Consider the following 15,816-nt stretch of genomic DNA (forward strand, 5'->3'; position numbering starts at 1 on the left):
TTAGCGTGAAGGCACTGACGAGCGTTTTCATACCTTCGATTTCAGGAACCGATCATGTCCACTTTGAACCAAGCCCATTGCGAAGCCTGCCGCGCCGATGCTCCACAGGTCAGCGACGAAGAACTGCCGGTCCTGCTCAAGCAGATTCCGGATTGGAACATCGAAGTGCGCGACGGCGTCATGCAGCTGGAAAAAGTTTTCCTGTTCAAGAATTTCAAGCACGCCCTGGCGTTCACCAACGCCGTTGGCGCGATCGCCGAAGCTGAAGGCCATCACCCTGGCCTGCTGACGGAGTGGGGCTCGGTCACTGTGACGTGGTGGAGCCATTCGATCAAAGGTTTGCACCGCAACGATTTCATCATGGCCGCGCGCACCGACGACGTGGCCAAGGACGCAGAGGGCCGTAAATAATGCACTTCGACGCCATTGGTCGAGTACCCGGAGACCCGATTCTCGGGCTGATGGAGGCTTACGCGCAGGATCCCAATCCGCGCAAATTCGACCTTGGCGTCGGCGTGTATAAAGATGCCCAGGGCCTGACCCCGGTGCTGCAATCAGTGAAGCTGGCCGAGCAGCGCCTGGTGGACCGCCAGGGCAGCAAGACCTACATCGGCGGTCACGGCTTTGCCGAGTTTGGCCGGCAAATCAACGCGCTGGTGCTCGGCGCCGATTCGCCGCTGATCGCCGCGCAACGGGTCGGCGCCACCCAGACGCCAGGCGGCACCGGCGCCCTGCGCCTGAGTGCCGACTTCATCGCACAGTGCCTGCCGGGGCGCGGCATCTGGCTGAGCAATCCGACCTGGCCGATCCACGAAACCATTTTCAACATCGCCGGGCTCAAGGTCAGCCACTACCCCTACGTGGGCAGTGACAACCGCCTCGATGTCGAAGCAATGCTCGCGGCCCTGCGTCAGGTGCCCAAGGGCGATGTGGTGTTGCTGCATGCCTGCTGCCACAACCCGACCGGTTTCGACCTGTCCCACGACGACTGGCGCCGGGTGCTGGAGGTGGTGCGCAGCCGTGATTTGCTGCCGCTGATCGACTTCGCTTACCAGGGTTTCGGTGACGGACTCGAGCAAGACGCCTGGGCGGTTCGGCTGTTCGCCAACGAACTGCCAGAGTTGCTGATCACCAGTTCCTGTTCGAAAAACTTCGGCCTGTACAGCGATCGTACCGGCGCATTAATCGTCTGCACCCGGAGCGCCGAAAAGCTGATCGACGTGCGCAGCCAATTAGCGAATATCGCCCGCAACCTGTGGTCGACGCCACCGGACCACGGCGCCGCAGTGGTCGCGACCATCCTCGGTGACGCGGACCTGAAAACCCTGTGGGCCGATGAAGTGGAAGGCATGCGCACGCGCATCGCGCAACTGCGCAGCAGCCTGCTGCAAGCCCTCGAACCCCATGGCTTGCGCGAACGCTTTGCACATATTGGCGAACAGCGCGGGATGTTTTCCTACACTGGCTTATCGCCGGAGCAGGTCAAACAACTGCGCGACAGCCACAGTGTGTACATGGTCGGCACCGGCCGGGCCAACGTCGCGGGGATCGACGCCACACGCCTCGACTCGCTGGCCGAGGCGATTGCGCAGGTGTGCAAGTAAAGCCCGCCGCCCTTGCATTCTGTGGCGAGGGAGCTTGCTCCCGCTCGGGTGCGCAGCACCCGCACATCCAAACGCCCCTGTACGACGATCACGCTGCAGCAATCTCGTTGGGGCCGCTTCGCAGCCCAGCGGGAGCAAGCTCCCTCGCCACAGGGATCGTGTCAGGCATTGAGGGTGCGGCCATCCGTCGCAGAAATTTGAGATAAAAGTCTGATTGTCATTTGTCCTGCTGTATCCTGCCCAGGCTTTGTAAAAGCGCGGATCTACCAGATCTATCAACAGACTTTGCGAGGAGCGCGAATCATGCACGAGATCCCTAATCTCCCCTTCCCAAGCCTGCACGAAACTGAGCAGACACCCCCGCAACAAGCCGGCGCCCAACAGGCCGAGCCGAAGAAAGAAGCCACCGACAGTCGCAAGGCTGACAGTAAAGACTGAAACACCCGCCGTACCAGACCGTGTGGAAAGCGCTAAGATGCGCTTTCCACACCGCCTGAACCCCGAGACACCGACCATGAGCGACGACTTCAGCGAAACCCAGGCCAATGTGCTGATTGGCACCACCGAAAAAATGATCGACATCTGGAATCGCCTCTCCGCGGAAAAACAGGCTGCGCTCCTGGCCCGCTTCGGTACTCAAGAAAACGCCCTCGCCGCATTGGTCACGACCCAACTGGTCGCCCCGGCCAAACCCTGAACCTCGCCACTCGGCAAATAGTTTTACTTTTTCCCCGACCCTGCCTGGCTGGCGCCGCTATCATTAGCAGCCTGTCTATCTCGCTGTCCCGTGGATCTTTACCCATGTCTGAAACCCAGCGCCCCCTGGCGGTCACGCTGCAAGTTGTCTCCATTGTCCTTTTTACCTTCATTGGCTACCTGAACATTGGCATTCCGTTGGCGGTGTTGCCGGGGTACGTCCATAGCGACCTGGGCTTCGGCGCGGTGATCGCCGGGCTGGTGATCAGCGTGCAATACCTGGCCACCCTGCTCAGCCGGCCTTACGCCGGGAAAATCATCGACAACAAGGGCAGCAAACTGGCGGTGATCTACGGCCTCGCCGGGTGCGGCTTGAGCGGTGTGTTCATGTTGCTTTCCGCCTGGACCCAGAGCCTGCCGCTGCTCAGCCTGATCAGCCTGTTGCTCGGCCGCCTGGTGCTCGGCAGCGCAGAAAGCCTGGTGGGTTCCGGCGCCATCGGCTGGGGCATTGGCCGAGTCGGCGCGGCCAACACCGCCAAGGTCATCTCGTGGAACGGCATTGCCAGCTATGGCGCGATCGCCATCGGCGCACCGCTGGGCGTGTTGCTGGTCAGCACCCTGGGGTTGTGGAGCATGGGCGTGAGCATCATTCTTCTCGCCGGGTTCGGCCTGGCGCTGGCCTGGCGCAAGACCGCGGCGCCGATCGTCGCCGGCGAGCGCCTGCCGTTCATGCACGTGCTCGGGCGCGTGTTCCCCCACGGCTGCGGCCTGGCGTTGGGATCGATCGGCTTTGGCACCATCGCCACCTTCATCACCCTGTACTACGCCACTCAGCACTGGCAAAACGCAGTGCTGTGCCTGAGCCTGTTCGGTGCCAGCTTCATCGGCGCCCGCTTGCTGTTCGGCAACTTGATCAACCGTCTCGGCGGTTTCCGCGTGGCGATTGCCTGTCTGTCGGTGGAAACCCTGGGCCTGTTGCTGCTATGGCTGGCGCCAGACGCGCATTGGGCGCTGGCCGGTGCGGCGCTGAGCGGCTTCGGCTTTTCACTGGTGTTTCCGGCGCTGGGGGTGGAAGCGGTCAACCTGGTGCCCGCTTCCAGCCGCGGGGCGGCGGTCGGCGCTTATTCGCTATTCATTGATTTGTCGCTAGGGATCACCGGACCACTGGCCGGCGCAATCGCCGCCGGTTTCGGCTTCGCCTCGATCTTCCTGTTTGCCGCCCTGGCGGCGCTCGGTGGCCTGCTGCTGAGCGTGTACCTGTATCGCCAGGTACCACGGCAATTGGACGAAAAGTACCGGGAAGAACGAAAAGCGCCCTAGAAATCCACCTTACCGCGCCCGGCCTTGATGCTGCCGCGCTTGGTCTTGGATTCCAGGCGCCGGGTTTTCGAGCCGAGGGTCGGTTTGGTCGGACGACGTTTCTTCTCGACTTTGGTGGCACTGAGAATCAACTCCACCAGCCGCTCCAGCGCATCAGCCCGATTGGCTTCCTGCGTGCGATATTGCTGGGCCTTGAGGATCAACACGCCGTCGCCGGTGATGCGGCTGTCGCGCAAGGCGAGCAGCCGCTCCTTATAGAACTCGGGCAAGGACGAGGCCGGGATGTCGAAGCGCAGGTGCACGGCGCTGGAGACTTTGTTGACGTTCTGCCCGCCGGCGCCCTGGGCGCGGATGGCCGTCAGCTCGATCTCGCTGTCGGGCAACTGCACATTGTTGGAAATCACCAGCATGGCATCGGGTCCTCCGAGTGGTACCTAGGTAACCCTAATACATCTGGGGAAAACGCTCCCACATCTGCACTCAAGTCTTGAGTGCAGATTGCGCGCGGCGTTTGTTCTTGATGCCATAGCAAATCCACATGAACGCCAGCCACACCGGGATCGCGTACACCGAGACCTGAATGCCCGGAATCAGCAGCATCACGCCAAGAATGAACACCACGAACCCCAGGCAGATGAAGTTACCGTAGGGGTACCACAGCGCCTTGAACAGCGGGGTTTGCCCGGTTCTGTTCAAGTGCTGGCGGAATTTGAGGTGCGAGTAACTGATCATCGCCCAGTTGATCACCAGGGTGGCCACCACCAGCGACATCAACAACTCCAGTGCGCTGTGCGGGATGAGGTAGTTGAGCAGCACGGCGATCAGCGTGACTGCCGCCGAGACCAACAGCGAGCGCACCGGCACGCCGCGCTTGTCGATCTTGGCCAGGGCTCTCGGCGCGTCGCCCTGCTCGGCCATGCCCAGCAGCATGCGGCTGTTGCAGTAGGTGCCGCTGTTGTACACCGAGAGCGCGGCCGTCAGCACCACAAAGTTGAGGATGTGCGCAGCGGTGTTGCTGCCAAGCATCGAGAACACTTGCACAAACGGGCTGCCGCTGTAGGAATCGCCGGATGCGTTGAGGGTTTCCAGCAGGCTGTCCCACGGGGTCAGGGACAACAGAATCACCAGCGCGCCGATGTAGAAAATCAGGATCCGGTAGATCACCTGGTTGATGGCTTTGGGGATCACGGTTTTCGGCTGATCGGCCTCGGCGGCAGTGAAGCCGAGCATTTCCAGGCCACCGAACGAAAACATGATGATCGCCATGGCCATCACCAGACCGCTGATGCCGTTGGGAAAGAAGCCGCCGTGGGACCACAGGTTGCTTACGGACGCCTGCGGGCCGCCATGGCCGCTGACCAGCAAGTAGCTGCCAAGGGCGATCATGCCGACGATGGCCACCACCTTAATGATGGCGAACCAGAACTCAGCCTCGCCGAAGACTTTGACGTTGGCCAAGTTGATCGCATTGATCAGCACAAAGAATGCGGCGGCGGTGACCCAGCTCGGGATCTCCGGCGCCCAGTAATGGATGTATTTGCCGACCGCAGTCAGCTCCGACATGCCGACCAGAATGTACAGAATCCAGCAGTTCCAGCCCGACAGGAACCCGGCGAAGCCGCCCCAGTATTGGTGGGCGAAGTGGCTGAACGAGCCGGCAACTGGCTCTTCGACGATCATTTCACCGAGCTGGCGCATGATCATGAACGCGATGAAGCCGCAGATGGCGTAGCCGAGAATCATCGACGGCCCGGCGGATTTCAACACCCCGGCCGAGCCGAGAAACAGGCCGGTGCCGATCGCGCCACCGAGGGCGATCAGCTGAATATGGCGATTTTTCAGGCCGCGCTTGAGTTCGCCTGAAGGAGGGTCCAGCGTTTTTACAACGGTCATGCGTCACCTGTTTTGTTTTTATCTGTGACGAAATCGAACCCGACACGCTCGTGACGCGACGGAGTGAACAAGACGGGTAGCCTTGAGTATTGCGCAGGTGCGCAGGAGGTCACAGGTAAAACGCCGCGCATTGTACACCCGTGCTTCGCCGCTGCGAGGCGCGGCTTGTATCCAGGTGTCAGTTACGGCGCGGCAAAAAAAAACGCCAACCTGCAGGTTGGCGTTTCACTTGAAGCTTACCGCCGCTTCACTCCGGCTTACGTCGACCGAAGCCCGGACGCTGGCCGGAACCGGCCGGTGCGCCGCGACGCTTGCCCGACGGAGTGTCCTTGTCGACCAGGACGATGCCCGGACGCTTGGACTTCGGCGCTGGCTTGGCCGGGCGCTTGGTGTCGGCCGGACGGTCGGCTACCGGGGTACCGCGACCGGCCGGTGCGCCACGGCCTTCGCCACGCTCGGTGCGACCGTTGGCCGGACGTGGCGTGCGTGGACCGCGCTCGCCATCAGCCCGTGGCGCGACAGGCTTGCGCGATGGACGCTCGCCTTCGATCTGCGGCTCACGCGGGGCCCGTGGGCCGGCCGCCGGGGCGCCCGCTGCCGGACGCAAGGTGCGCACGCGCTCGGTCTTGCCGACCGGACGCGAGGATTTGCGCTGCATGCGCTCGAGCTTGTCCTTGCCCTTGGCGGTCATTTGCGGCATCGCCACCGGGGTCAGGCCGACTTCGGCGCTGAGGATGTCGACTTCGTACTGGCTCATTTCGCGCCAGCGGCCCATCGGCAGGTCCGAGTTGAGGAACACCGGGCCGAACCGCACGCGCTTCAGGCGGCTGACCACCAGCCCCTGGGATTCCCACAAACGACGCACTTCACGGTTACGCCCTTCCATCACTACGCAGTGGTACCAGTGGTTGAAACCTTCGCCACCGGGTGCTTGTTTGATGTCGGTGAACTTGGCCGGGCCGTCCTCAAGGACGACGCCTGCCTTCAGGCGTTCGATCATCTCGTCGTCGACTTCGCCCCGCACACGCACGGCGTATTCGCGGTCCATTTCGTAGGACGGGTGCATCAGGCGGTTGGCCAGCTCACCGTCAGTGGTGAACATCAGCAGGCCGGTGGTGTTGATGTCGAGACGACCGATGTTGATCCAGCGACCTTCTTTCGGGCGCGGCATCTTGTCGAACACGGTCGGACGACCTTCCGGGTCGTCACGGGTGCAGATTTCGCCATCGGGCTTGTTGTACATGATCACGCGGCGAACCGACTCGGCGGCTTCTTCGCGCTTGATGACCTTGCCATCGATGGTAATGGCGTCATGCAGATCGACGCGCAAGCCGAGGGTCGCGTCTTTGCCGTTGACCTTGATCCGGCCGTGGCTGATCCAGGCTTCCACGTCACGGCGCGAGCCGACGCCGATACGGGCGAGGACTTTCTGCAGCTTTTCGCCTGCTGGGCCGATTTCCTGGTCGTCTTTCTGGTCTTTGATACTCATCTGGGCACCTCCCGGTGTGGTCAGGTCAGGCCGCCGTGGATGGGGCCTGAGGTGTTGAAAGCTCAACGCTTGGGCGAAGGGATCGCCGAAGGGTCGCGAATCATACGCTCATGCACGCGTTCGCGCATCAGAGACTAGCTGATCGAGGCCAGGTTATTTTTTCCGCCGACCGGTGGCACCGAGTTTGATCAAGCGCAGCGCCGCTTCCGCCAGCACCGTGCGCTTGTCGGCCTTGTCGAGTTTTTTCCAGGCCTTGATCTCGCGTTTACTGCGGCCACAGCCGATGCAGATGTCATCGTTGAACTTGCAGAGGCTGATGCACCGGTCTTTGGTTGAGCTCATTGGTTACTCCGTTCAACACAAAACCTTATGGGAGGCTGTCAGTCGTCGAAACCGCGGCGTTCTGCTTCGATGGCTTCGGCCAACGCCAGGGCTTCGGCTTCTTCGTCGCTCAACGCAGGTTTTTGCAGGGCGGCGACAGCGGCGAGCAGTTTCTCCCGCGCTTCGGCGACGCCGAGAATGTCTTCTTCCGGCTCCTCTTCGTATTCCGCATCGAACTCCGGGGTTGGGACCGGTTGCAGTACGTCGTCATCGTCTTCGACCTCAACCTCGGTTTCCACCACCGCTTCGGGTTCAGGATTAACTTCAGCGTCAAACTCAGGCGTCAGCACCGGTTGGGCGATGTCCTTCTCGCTGTCGCTCACCGCACCGTCGCGCAGCAGGTCGTCGAAGTCGGTCTTGATCCCCTCCTCCATGGTGTCCAGTTCCAGCAGCAGCGTATGGAAACTGGTTTCGTCCTTGGGTTCTTCCGGCTCGGTGGCGTCGGCCAGTTCCTGCAATCCGGCGGGCACCGGCGCGTCGTCGAAGTCGAGCACCGGTTCGGCTTCCATTTCCCGCAGTTCGGCCAGCGGCGGCAAGTCGTCGAGGTTTTTCAGGTTGAAGTGATCGAGAAAACCCTTGGTTGTCGCGAACATCGCCGGTTTGCCGGGCACGTCGCGATAGCCGACGATGCGAATCCACTCGCGCTCCAGCAAGGTCTTGACGATGTGGCTGTTGACCGCCACGCCGCGAACGTCTTCGATCTCGCCGCGCGTGATCGGCTGGCGGTAGGCGATCAGCGCCATGGTTTCGAGCATCGCCCGGGAATAACGCTGCGGGCGTTCTTCCCACAAGCGGCCGACCCACGGGGCGAATTTCTCGCGAATTTGCAGGCGATAGCCGGAAGCGACTTCCTTCAATTCATAGGCGCGGCCGTCGCAGGACTTGGCCAGCAGCGTCAGGGCTTTTTTGAAAACCGGCGGCTCGGGGCGCTCGCCTTCCTCGAACAATTCAAACAGGCGCTCAAGCGATTGCGGCTTTCCCGAGGCCAACAGAAAAGCTTCAAGCAGCGGCGCCAGCTCGCGGGGTTCAGTCAGATTCATTGAATGTGCTCGTTATTCGGCTCGGGCCCGGACATGGATCGCCGCGAACGGCTCATTCTGCACCAGCTCGACCAAGGATTCCTTGACCAGCTCGAGGATCGCCATAAAGGTCACCACCACCCCCAGGCGCCCTTCTTCGGCGGTAAACAGTTCGATAAACGGCACGAAACCGCCGCCCTTGAGGCGATCGAGCACATCGCTCATGCGCTCGCGGGTCGACAGGGCTTCGCGGCTGACCTGGTGGCTTTCGAACATGTCGCCACGGCGCAGTACCTCGGCCATGGACATCAGCAATTCTTCCAGGCTGACGTCCGGCAATAGCTTGCGCGCCCGTGCTTCAGGGGCGTCGAGCTTGGGTACCAGCACGTCGCGACCGACCCGGCTCAAGCCGTCGATGCCCTCGGCGGCGGCCTTGAAGCGTTCGTACTCCTGCAAGCGGCGGATGAGTTCGGCGCGCGGGTCGTCTTCTTCGTCTTCGATGGTTTCAGCGCGGGGCAGCAGCATCCGCGATTTGATCTCGGCGAGCATCGCCGCCATCACCAGGTATTCGGCGGCCAGCTCCAGACGCACCGACTGCATCAACTCGACATAACCCATGTACTGGCGGGTGATTTCCGCTACCGGGATGTCGAGGATATTGATGTTCTGTTTGCGGATCAGGTACAGCAGCAAATCGAGCGGGCCTTCGAAGGCTTCGAGGAATACCTCCAGGGCATCCGGCGGGATGTACAGATCCAGCGGCATTTCCAAGACCGCTTGGCCATAGACCATGGCAAAGGGCAGTTCCTGCTGCGCGTCGGCCTGGCTGTCGACGGTTTCCACTGCCGACATCTAGGCCTCGACCATAAACGGTGCCGGATCGCCGCAGCCGACACGGATCACTTCCGGCTCGCCATCGGCCAGGTTGATCACGGTCGAAGCCTTGATGCCGCCGAAGCCGCCGTCGATGATCAGGTCGACCTGATGCTCAAGGATCTGGCGCATTTCGTAGGGATCGCTCATCGGGTCGGTCTCGCCCGGCAGGATCAGTGTCACGCTCATCAGCGGTTCGCCGAGTTCCGCCAACAAGGCCAGGGCGATCGGGTGACTCGGCACCCGCAGGCCGATGGTGCGTTTCTTGGCGTGCAGCAGCAGGCGCGGCACTTCGCGGGTGGCGTTGAGTATAAAGGTGTACGGCCCCGGCAAATGGGCCTTGAGGATGCGGAAGGTGCCGGTGTCGATCTTGGCGAAAATGCCCAGTTGCGACAGGTCGCTGCAAATCAGCGCGAAGTTGTGCTTGTCATCGAGGCCGCGCAATCGTCGCACCCGTTCCACGGCATTCTTGTCGCCGATCTGGCAACCGATGGCGTAGGAAGAGTCAGTGGGATAAATCACCACCCCGCCGTTGCGGATGATTTCCACCGCCTGTTTGATCAGGCGCGCTTGCGGGTTTTCCGGATGAATCTGGAAAAATTGACTCACGTTCTCTACCTGTTCAGACGGTGATGACGGCTGCGTCATGTTTGAATCGACACCAAAGCGGCGGCAGATCATCCGGGAGCGGGCGATACTCGCCAATCTCGGACCAGCCTCCAGGGCCATGGAAATCACTGCCAGCCGTGACCAGCAGACCGAACTCACGAGCAAGAATCGCCAGGCTACCTACTTGCTCCGCAGGCTGATGGCCATTCACTACTTCGATCGCGTGGCCACCTGCTTGAATATAGTCGGCAATCAGGCGGCGCCGCTTGCTGCGGGTGAAATCGTAATGCCAGGGATGCGCCAGGCTGACCCAGGCATTGGCCGCACGCAGCGTCGCGACCGTGTCTTCGAGGGTTGGCCAGTGTTGCTTGACGTCCCCCAGCTTGCCAGCGCCGAGCCATTTGCGGAACGCTTCGGCGCGATCCTTGACGAAACCTTGTTGCACCATCCAGTCGGCGAAATGCGGACGGGCCGGCGCGTTGCCGCTGTCACCCAGTTCCTGCTGGATCGCCCGGGCGCCGTCGAGCGCGCCAGGCATCCCTTTGAGCTCGAGTTTGCGGCTTATTTCTTCGGACCGCAGCCAGCGGCCATCGTGCAATTTGGCGATGGCGTCGACCAGCGCCGGGGCCTGGACATCAAAGCCATAACCCAACACATGAATGGTCGCGCCGCCCCAAGTGCAAGACAATTCAACGCCGTTGACCAGTTGCATGCCCAGCGCGGTGGCGGCGGCGCGGGCCTCATCCAGGCCTTCGAGGGTGTCGTGATCGGTCAGGGCCAGGACTCGCACGCCGTTCTCGAACGCACGCGCAACCAGTACCGCGGGCGCCAGGGCGCCATCGGAGGCCGTGCTATGGCAGTGCAAATCAACGTTCACGGGGATGTGTAACCTCAAATCAGCTGGCGCTATCGCGCGCCCATATGTTTGTTATTATGCCGCCACATCCTGCTTCTGGCTGCCACTGTGAAACAATTCATCGACTTCATCCCGCTCCTGCTGTTTTTCATCGTCTACAAAATCGATCCACGGACCGTCGACATCGCCGGCCATGAATTGACTGTAGGCGGTATTTACAGCGCCACCGCGATGCTGATCATCAGTTCGCTGGTGGTCTACGGCACTTTGTTCATTACTCAGCGCAAGCTGGAGAAAAGCCAGTGGCTGACCCTGATCGCTTGCCTGGTCTTTGGCAGCCTGACCCTGGCGTTCCACAGCGAAACCTTCCTCAAGTGGAAAGCCCCGGTGGTCAACTGGCTGTTCGCCCTGGCCTTTATCGGCAGCCATTTCGTTGGTGACCGCCTGTTGATCAAACGCATCATGGGCCACGCGCTGACCTTGCCGGAGCCGGTCTGGCTGCGTTTGAACATCGCCTGGATCGCGTTTTTCCTGTTCTGTGGCGCCGCCAACCTGTTCGTCGCGTTCACGTTCCAGAGCTACTGGGTCGACTTCAAAGTCTTCGGCAGCCTGGGCATGACGTTGCTGTTCCTGGTCGCACAAGGCATCTACTTGTCCCGCCACCTGCACGACGCCGACACCACAACGCCAAAAACCGAGGACTGACATGCTCTACGCCATCGTTGCCACAGACGTCGCCAACTCCCTGGAAGCCCGCCTCGCCGCTCGCCCGGCGCACCTGGAGCGCCTGCAAGCGCTCAAGGGTGAAGGCCGCATCGTGCTTGCTGGCCCCAACCCGGCGGTGGACAGCAACGATCCGGGTGCCGCGGGTTTTACCGGCAGCCTGATCGTCGCCGAGTTCGAGTCCCTGAGCGCCGCCCAGGCCTGGGCCGACGCCGATCCGTACATCGCCGCCGGCGTCTACGCCAACGTCTCGGTCAAGCCGTTCAAGCAAGTCCTGCCGTAAACGCCCTGTCACGATGAACCTTTATCGGTTCATCGTGCTCTCAATCGCTCATTATTTCCGTTCGCCTGCCGACAACATGCCCAATAACTCGATTGGAAATTGGAGTCATGATGCGCAAGGGTCCGCTGTGTCTGATGTGCTTGACGTTGTTGGTCGTGGCCCCCGCCCACGGTGAAGACAGCGCCCCTGGTGGCAGTTCGACGCCGCTGTCGCTGAGCGCCGGCAGCCAGATCAACGAATTGCAGCAACGCTTGAAAGCCAGCGAGCAGCAACGGGAAGAACTGAACAAGCAACTGCAAAACGCCGACAGCGAACGGGAAAGTGCTCAGTTGAGCCGGTTGCGCCAAGAGAACCAGCGGCTCAAGCTGCAACTCAAGGAAGCCCAGGCCAGCACCAGCCCGCGTCTGCTGACCGACCAGCAGCAGTGGTTCGTCACCGGCGGTGGAGTAGCGCTAATCGCTTTGCTCTGCGGTATCTTCGCCAGTGGGGCAAGTCGAAAACGTCGACAATGGCTAAATTGAGTGAGACATGAGCGAGCTGTTACTAATTGATGATGATCAGGAGCTGTGTGAGCTCTTGAGCAGTTGGCTAAGCCAGGAAGGCTTCCAGGTGCGTGCGTGCCACGATGGCCACAGTGCCCGCCGGGCACTGGCCGAAACCTCCCCCGCCGCTGTGGTGCTGGACGTGATGCTGCCCGACGGCAGCGGCCTGGAACTGCTCAAGCAATTGCGCAGTGATCACCCGGACTTGCCGGTGCTGATGCTCTCGGCTCGCGGCGAACCGCTGGATCGCATCCTCGGCCTGGAACTCGGCGCCGACGACTACCTCGCCAAACCCTGCGACCCCCGCGAACTGACCGCCCGCCTGCGCGCCGTGTTGCGCCGCAGCCACCCGGCGGCGGTGTCCAGCCAAATGGAACTGGGCGATCTGTGTTTCAGCCCGGTGCGCGGCGTGGTCAGCATCGACGAGCAGGAATTCACCCTCACGGTGTCCGAAAGCCGTTTGCTCGAAGCCTTGCTCAAGCAGCCCGGCGAACCGCTGGACAAGCAAGAACTCGCGCAAATCGCCCTCGGCCGCAAACTGACCCTGTACGACCGCAGCCTGGACATGCACGTCAGCAACCTGCGCAAGAAGATCGGCCCGCACCCCGACGGCCGACCGCGCATCGTGGCGCTGCGCAGTCGCGGCTATTACTACAGCCTGTGACTGTCAGTTTTGTCAGCGCGGTACGAAATCGTCTTTACCCAAGCTTTACGATCCGCTGACCGCCGCTGACCTTGATCTCCGTAATCTGAACTCATCCGGAACGTACCGGGAACGAGACAAGGAGATACACCATGCGCAAGACTCTTATCGCTCTGATGTTCGCTGCCGCGCTGCCAACCGTTGCCATGGCCGTGCCGGAAGGTCCAGGCCCATTGGGTGGCCCGCTCGACGGCCCACGCCACGGTGGTCAGATGCACGGCGGCATGCACGGCAAAGGTCCCTACAGCCAACTGGACCTGAGCCGCGAACAACGCGAGCAGATTCGCAAGATCATGGGCGAACAAATGCACGACCGTAAGCAACTGGTCGACAAATACTTGGAAAAGCTGTCGCCGGCCGATCAGAAAGCCTTGAAGGACGAGATCGCCGCCAAGCACCAGAAAGCCCAGGCCGATGTCCGCGCGGTGCTGAAGCCTGAACAGCAGAAAGAGTTTGACGCGATCCAGAAGAAACAAGCCGAGCGCCGCGCCGAATGGGCCGAGTTCAAGGCCTGGAAAGCGCAACAGCCACAGAAAGCGCAATAATGAAGTGACCCTGGGTCCGACGGCTAACCCCGTCGGATTCGGCTTTAAAGTGGGAGCGAGCCTGCTCGCGAAAGCGGTTTACCGGACGACGTCTCTGTTGCCTGATAAGCCGTCTTCGCGAGCAGGCTCGCTCCCACATGGATTTGTATCTGTTTGAGGATTCCCTGTGCGTTCATTGTTCTGGCGCATCCTGGCCAGTTTCTGGCTGGCCATTGCCCTGGTTGCCGGGCTGTCGATCCTGTTGGGGCACATGCTCAACCAGGACGCCTGGATACTCAGTCGCCACCCCGGCCTTAACACCCTGGCCGAGCAGTGGACGCAGACCTACGAAGCCCAGGGCGAAGAAGCCGCGCAGGACATCCTCGAACAGCGCAAGCGCCAGTATCACATCGACGTGCAAGTGCTCAACGAGACTGGCGACCCGGTGGTCCGCGGCACCTTCCCGCGCCGCGCCGCCGCGTTCGAAGCCCGGCAGAACAACGATGATCGACGCCTGCCCTGGCGGCGCCTGACCGACGAATACACCAGCGAAAAAACCGGCGACACTTATCTGCTGATCTACCGCATCCCGCACCCGGAACTTGACGCCTGGCACCGCGAAAGCCTGCTCTGGCCCTTGAGTGCGTTGGGCATCGCCCTTGTAGTCCTGACCCTGTTCAGCTTACTGGTGACCCTGTCCATCACCCGGCCACTGAGTCGCTTGCGCGTGGCCGTGCATGATCTTGGCCAGACCACTTATCAGCAAAACAGCCTGGCGCGGCTGGCGGCACGGCGCGATGAATTCGGTGTGTTGGCCAATGACTTCAACCGTATGGGCGCCCGTCTGCAAAGTCTGATCGGCAGCCAGCGGCAACTGTTGCGCGACGTCTCCCACGAACTGCGCTCGCCGCTGGCCCGGCTGCGTATCGCCTTGGCGCTGGCCGAGCGTGCATCACCGGAAGAACGCGAGCGCCTATGGCCGCGCCTGACCCGCGAATGCGACCGACTGGAAGCCTTGATCAGCGAGATTCTGGTGTTGGCACGGGTCGACGCCGACAACGCCAGCGCCGAAGAGGTCGACCTCAATAGCCTGCTGATCACCCTGCAAAAGGACGCGCAACTGGGTTCGCCGGAACAGGACGTGCACCTGCAGGCCGAACACAACCTCAACCTGCGCGGCTGGCCGACCATGATCGAACGTGCGCTGGACAACCTGCTACGCAACGCCCAGCGCTTCAACCCGGAGGGCCAGCCGATCGAAATGCTCGCGCTGCGCCAGGGCGAGCGCATCGTGATAAGCGTGCGCGACCATGGGCCTGGGGTTGAAGAAGAGCATTTGAGTCAGTTAGGCGAGCCGTTCTACCGCGCTCCGGGGCAAACCGCCCCAGGCCACGGTCTGGGTCTGGCTATCGCCCGCCGCGCGGCGGAACGACATGGCGGCTGCCTGATCCTGGCCAATCATCCGCAGGGCGGGTTTATCGCCAGCCTGGAATTGCCGTTGGTGCCGGGGGCGGTCGTTCAACCCTGACCTTATGTGGGAGCGAGCCCGCTCGCGAAAGCGTCAGTCCAGTGGATATTAACGTTGACTGACACAGCGCCTTCGCGAGCAGGCTCGCTCCCACCTTTGATCGATATCGTCAGGCCTTGGCGTTCCAGGCGCTGACAAACTCGCTCAGGTCGACTTTCTCCGCCACTCGCGGTTCTTTCTGCGGGGTGCCGAGGTAGAGGAAGGCAATAACCTTCTCCCCTTCCGCCAGGCCCAGGCCTTTGGCGACGTGCGCCGAATACGCCAGCTCTCCGGTGCGCCAAACGGCGCCGATGCCTTGCGCATAAGCAGCCAGCAGGATGCCGTGAGCCGCACACCCGGCCGCCAGCAACTGTTCGGCCTTCGGGTATTTAACGTGCTCTTGCAAGCGCGCGATGACCACCACCACCAGCGGCGCGCGCAGGGGACCGTTGCGCGCCTTGTCGATGGCCGCCTCTGTGACTTCGCCACTCTGCTGTTTTGCCGCTTCGGCCAGCAACTCGCCCATCTGCTCGCGCGCCGCGCCTTCGACGGTCAAGAAACGCCAAGGCTGCAAATGCCCGTGATCCGGCGCGCGCATCGCCGCGGCAAACAGGGCCTCGCGCTGTTCGGCGGTCGGTGCCGGATCGACCAGGCGTGGAACGGAAACACGGTTGAGCAAAGCGTCGAGAGCCTGCATCGGCCACCTCCTTGAAGAATATGTGCGGCTATTCTAGCTGCAAGCGTCCCGATGGTGCCGGTTTACATGCCCTGCCCCGCAGGTAGAATGGCGCCCT

The 15,816-nt window shown here is 61.8% G+C and carries 20 protein-coding genes; 11 read left to right on the top strand and 9 right to left on the bottom strand.

The features are described from left to right. Nucleotides 1–54: 54 nt before the first annotated feature. From RG836_RS10960 to RG836_RS10980, 5 genes are all read left to right on the top strand, one after another. Nucleotides 55–411, top strand: coding sequence for a 4a-hydroxytetrahydrobiopterin dehydratase (locus tag RG836_RS10960; protein ID WP_310845367.1), 357 nt, complete (start codon nt 55–57; stop codon nt 409–411). Continuing rightward, nucleotides 411–1,604, top strand: a complete 1,194-nt coding sequence (locus tag RG836_RS10965) for an amino acid aminotransferase (RefSeq protein ID WP_409078074.1) — start codon at nt 411–413, stop codon at nt 1,602–1,604. The genes RG836_RS10960 and RG836_RS10965 overlap by 1 nt, the downstream gene beginning before the upstream one ends. Nucleotides 1,605–1,907: 303 nt before the next feature. Continuing rightward, nucleotides 1,908–2,042, top strand: coding sequence for a hypothetical protein (locus tag RG836_RS10970; protein WP_310845368.1), 135 nt, complete (start codon nt 1,908–1,910; stop codon nt 2,040–2,042). Nucleotides 2,043–2,118: 76 nt separating this feature from the next. After that, nucleotides 2,119–2,301 carry a hypothetical protein gene (locus tag RG836_RS10975; protein WP_310845413.1) on the top strand — a complete coding sequence of 61 codons (183 nt, stop codon included), beginning with the start codon at nt 2,119–2,121 and terminating at the stop codon, nt 2,299–2,301. A 104-nt stretch (nt 2,302–2,405) separates the two neighbouring features. Beyond that, nucleotides 2,406–3,620 carry an MFS transporter gene (locus tag RG836_RS10980; RefSeq protein ID WP_310845369.1) on the top strand — a complete coding sequence of 405 codons (1,215 nt, stop codon included), beginning with the start codon at nt 2,406–2,408 and terminating at the stop codon, nt 3,618–3,620. Here the strand turns inward: RG836_RS10980 and arfB are convergent. The 8 genes from arfB to RG836_RS11020 form a co-directional block, all read right to left on the bottom strand. Beyond that, nucleotides 3,617–4,030, bottom strand: a complete 414-nt coding sequence (gene arfB / locus RG836_RS10985) for an alternative ribosome rescue aminoacyl-tRNA hydrolase ArfB (RefSeq protein WP_310845371.1) — start codon at nt 4,028–4,030, stop codon at nt 3,617–3,619. The two genes, RG836_RS10980 and arfB, sit on opposite strands and share 4 nt — an antisense overlap. A gap of 70 nt (nt 4,031–4,100) precedes the next feature. After that, nucleotides 4,101–5,513: an amino acid permease gene (locus tag RG836_RS10990; RefSeq protein WP_310845372.1), complete on the bottom strand. Its 1,413-nt coding sequence runs from the start codon at nt 5,511–5,513 to the stop codon at nt 4,101–4,103. Between the two features lie 247 nt (nt 5,514–5,760). Next, on the bottom strand, nt 5,761–7,002 hold the full coding sequence (gene rluB, locus RG836_RS10995; RefSeq protein ID WP_310845373.1) for a 23S rRNA pseudouridine(2605) synthase RluB: 1,242 nt from the start codon (nt 7,000–7,002) through the stop codon (nt 5,761–5,763). A 153-nt stretch (nt 7,003–7,155) separates the two neighbouring features. Beyond that, a complete protein-coding gene (locus RG836_RS11000; RefSeq protein WP_310845374.1) occupies nt 7,156–7,344 on the bottom strand; it encodes a DUF1289 domain-containing protein in 189 nt (62 codons plus the stop codon). 38 nt (nt 7,345–7,382) lie between these two features. Then, complete coding sequence (gene scpB / locus RG836_RS11005; protein ID WP_310845375.1) at nt 7,383–8,423, bottom strand: SMC-Scp complex subunit ScpB; 1,041 nt, start codon at nt 8,421–8,423, stop codon at nt 7,383–7,385. Between the two features lie 12 nt (nt 8,424–8,435). Further along, nucleotides 8,436–9,134 (bottom strand): segregation and condensation protein A, encoded by a 699-nt coding sequence (locus tag RG836_RS11010; protein ID WP_310845414.1) that lies wholly within the window; start codon nt 9,132–9,134, stop codon nt 8,436–8,438. Between the two features lie 120 nt (nt 9,135–9,254). Beyond that, nucleotides 9,255–9,884, bottom strand: a complete 630-nt coding sequence (locus RG836_RS11015) for an L-threonylcarbamoyladenylate synthase (protein WP_310845376.1) — start codon at nt 9,882–9,884, stop codon at nt 9,255–9,257. A gap of 13 nt (nt 9,885–9,897) precedes the next feature. Continuing rightward, nucleotides 9,898–10,761: a PHP domain-containing protein gene (locus RG836_RS11020; RefSeq protein WP_310845378.1), complete on the bottom strand. Its 864-nt coding sequence runs from the start codon at nt 10,759–10,761 to the stop codon at nt 9,898–9,900. An 87-nt stretch (nt 10,762–10,848) separates the two neighbouring features. Here RG836_RS11020 and RG836_RS11025 point away from each other — a divergent pair, with 87 nt between their 5' ends. From RG836_RS11025 to RG836_RS11050, 6 genes are all read left to right on the top strand, one after another. Then, nucleotides 10,849–11,445 carry a septation protein A gene (locus RG836_RS11025; RefSeq protein ID WP_310845380.1) on the top strand — a complete coding sequence of 199 codons (597 nt, stop codon included), beginning with the start codon at nt 10,849–10,851 and terminating at the stop codon, nt 11,443–11,445. Nucleotide 11,446: 1 nt separating this feature from the next. Then, nucleotides 11,447–11,746: a YciI family protein gene (locus RG836_RS11030; protein WP_310845382.1), complete on the top strand. Its 300-nt coding sequence runs from the start codon at nt 11,447–11,449 to the stop codon at nt 11,744–11,746. Nucleotides 11,747–11,856: 110 nt separating this feature from the next. After that, on the top strand, nt 11,857–12,267 hold the full coding sequence (locus RG836_RS11035; protein WP_310845415.1) for an SH3 domain-containing protein: 411 nt from the start codon (nt 11,857–11,859) through the stop codon (nt 12,265–12,267). 7 nt (nt 12,268–12,274) lie between these two features. Continuing rightward, nucleotides 12,275–12,952: a response regulator transcription factor gene (locus tag RG836_RS11040; RefSeq protein ID WP_310845383.1), complete on the top strand. Its 678-nt coding sequence runs from the start codon at nt 12,275–12,277 to the stop codon at nt 12,950–12,952. A gap of 131 nt (nt 12,953–13,083) precedes the next feature. Further along, nucleotides 13,084–13,536, top strand: a complete 453-nt coding sequence (locus RG836_RS11045) for an LTXXQ domain protein (RefSeq protein WP_310845384.1) — start codon at nt 13,084–13,086, stop codon at nt 13,534–13,536. Nucleotides 13,537–13,702: 166 nt separating this feature from the next. Next, nucleotides 13,703–15,043, top strand: a complete 1,341-nt coding sequence (locus RG836_RS11050) for a sensor histidine kinase (RefSeq protein WP_310845385.1) — start codon at nt 13,703–13,705, stop codon at nt 15,041–15,043. A gap of 109 nt (nt 15,044–15,152) precedes the next feature. On the opposite strand, the gene RG836_RS11055 is transcribed toward RG836_RS11050, so the two are convergent. Further along, nucleotides 15,153–15,719: an NAD(P)H nitroreductase gene (locus RG836_RS11055; RefSeq protein WP_310845388.1), complete on the bottom strand. Its 567-nt coding sequence runs from the start codon at nt 15,717–15,719 to the stop codon at nt 15,153–15,155. Nucleotides 15,720–15,816 lie beyond the last annotated feature (97 nt).

This window comes from Pseudomonas rhizozeae (assembly GCF_031583775.1).
Classification (GTDB): domain Bacteria; phylum Pseudomonadota; class Gammaproteobacteria; order Pseudomonadales; family Pseudomonadaceae; genus Aquipseudomonas.

Bases quoted from the DNA above. Each gene is read 5' to 3' on its own strand.
- arfB (WP_310845371.1), bottom strand. From the start codon at position 4,030: ATGCTGGTGATTTCCAACAATGTGCAGTTGCCCGACAGCGAGATCGAG.
- RG836_RS10980 (WP_310845369.1), top strand. From the start codon at position 2,406: ATGTCTGAAACCCAGCGCCCCCTGGCGGTCACGCTGCAAGTTGTCTCC.
- rluB (WP_310845373.1), bottom strand. From the start codon at position 7,002: ATGAGTATCAAAGACCAGAAAGACGACCAGGAAATCGGCCCAGCAGGC.
- scpB (WP_310845375.1), bottom strand. From the start codon at position 8,423: ATGAATCTGACTGAACCCCGCGAGCTGGCGCCGCTGCTTGAAGCTTTT.
- RG836_RS10960 (WP_310845367.1), top strand. From the start codon at position 55: ATGTCCACTTTGAACCAAGCCCATTGCGAAGCCTGCCGCGCCGATGCT.
- RG836_RS10975 (WP_310845413.1), top strand. From the start codon at position 2,119: ATGAGCGACGACTTCAGCGAAACCCAGGCCAATGTGCTGATTGGCACC.
- RG836_RS11035 (WP_310845415.1), top strand. From the start codon at position 11,857: ATGCGCAAGGGTCCGCTGTGTCTGATGTGCTTGACGTTGTTGGTCGTG.
- RG836_RS11055 (WP_310845388.1), bottom strand. From the start codon at position 15,719: ATGCAGGCTCTCGACGCTTTGCTCAACCGTGTTTCCGTTCCACGCCTG.
- RG836_RS10990 (WP_310845372.1), bottom strand. From the start codon at position 5,513: ATGACCGTTGTAAAAACGCTGGACCCTCCTTCAGGCGAACTCAAGCGC.
- RG836_RS10965 (WP_409078074.1), top strand. From the start codon at position 411: ATGCACTTCGACGCCATTGGTCGAGTACCCGGAGACCCGATTCTCGGG.
- RG836_RS11045 (WP_310845384.1), top strand. From the start codon at position 13,084: ATGCGCAAGACTCTTATCGCTCTGATGTTCGCTGCCGCGCTGCCAACC.
- RG836_RS10970 (WP_310845368.1), top strand. From the start codon at position 1,908: ATGCACGAGATCCCTAATCTCCCCTTCCCAAGCCTGCACGAAACTGAG.
- RG836_RS11030 (WP_310845382.1), top strand. From the start codon at position 11,447: ATGCTCTACGCCATCGTTGCCACAGACGTCGCCAACTCCCTGGAAGCC.
- RG836_RS11040 (WP_310845383.1), top strand. From the start codon at position 12,275: ATGAGCGAGCTGTTACTAATTGATGATGATCAGGAGCTGTGTGAGCTC.
- RG836_RS11000 (WP_310845374.1), bottom strand. From the start codon at position 7,344: ATGAGCTCAACCAAAGACCGGTGCATCAGCCTCTGCAAGTTCAACGAT.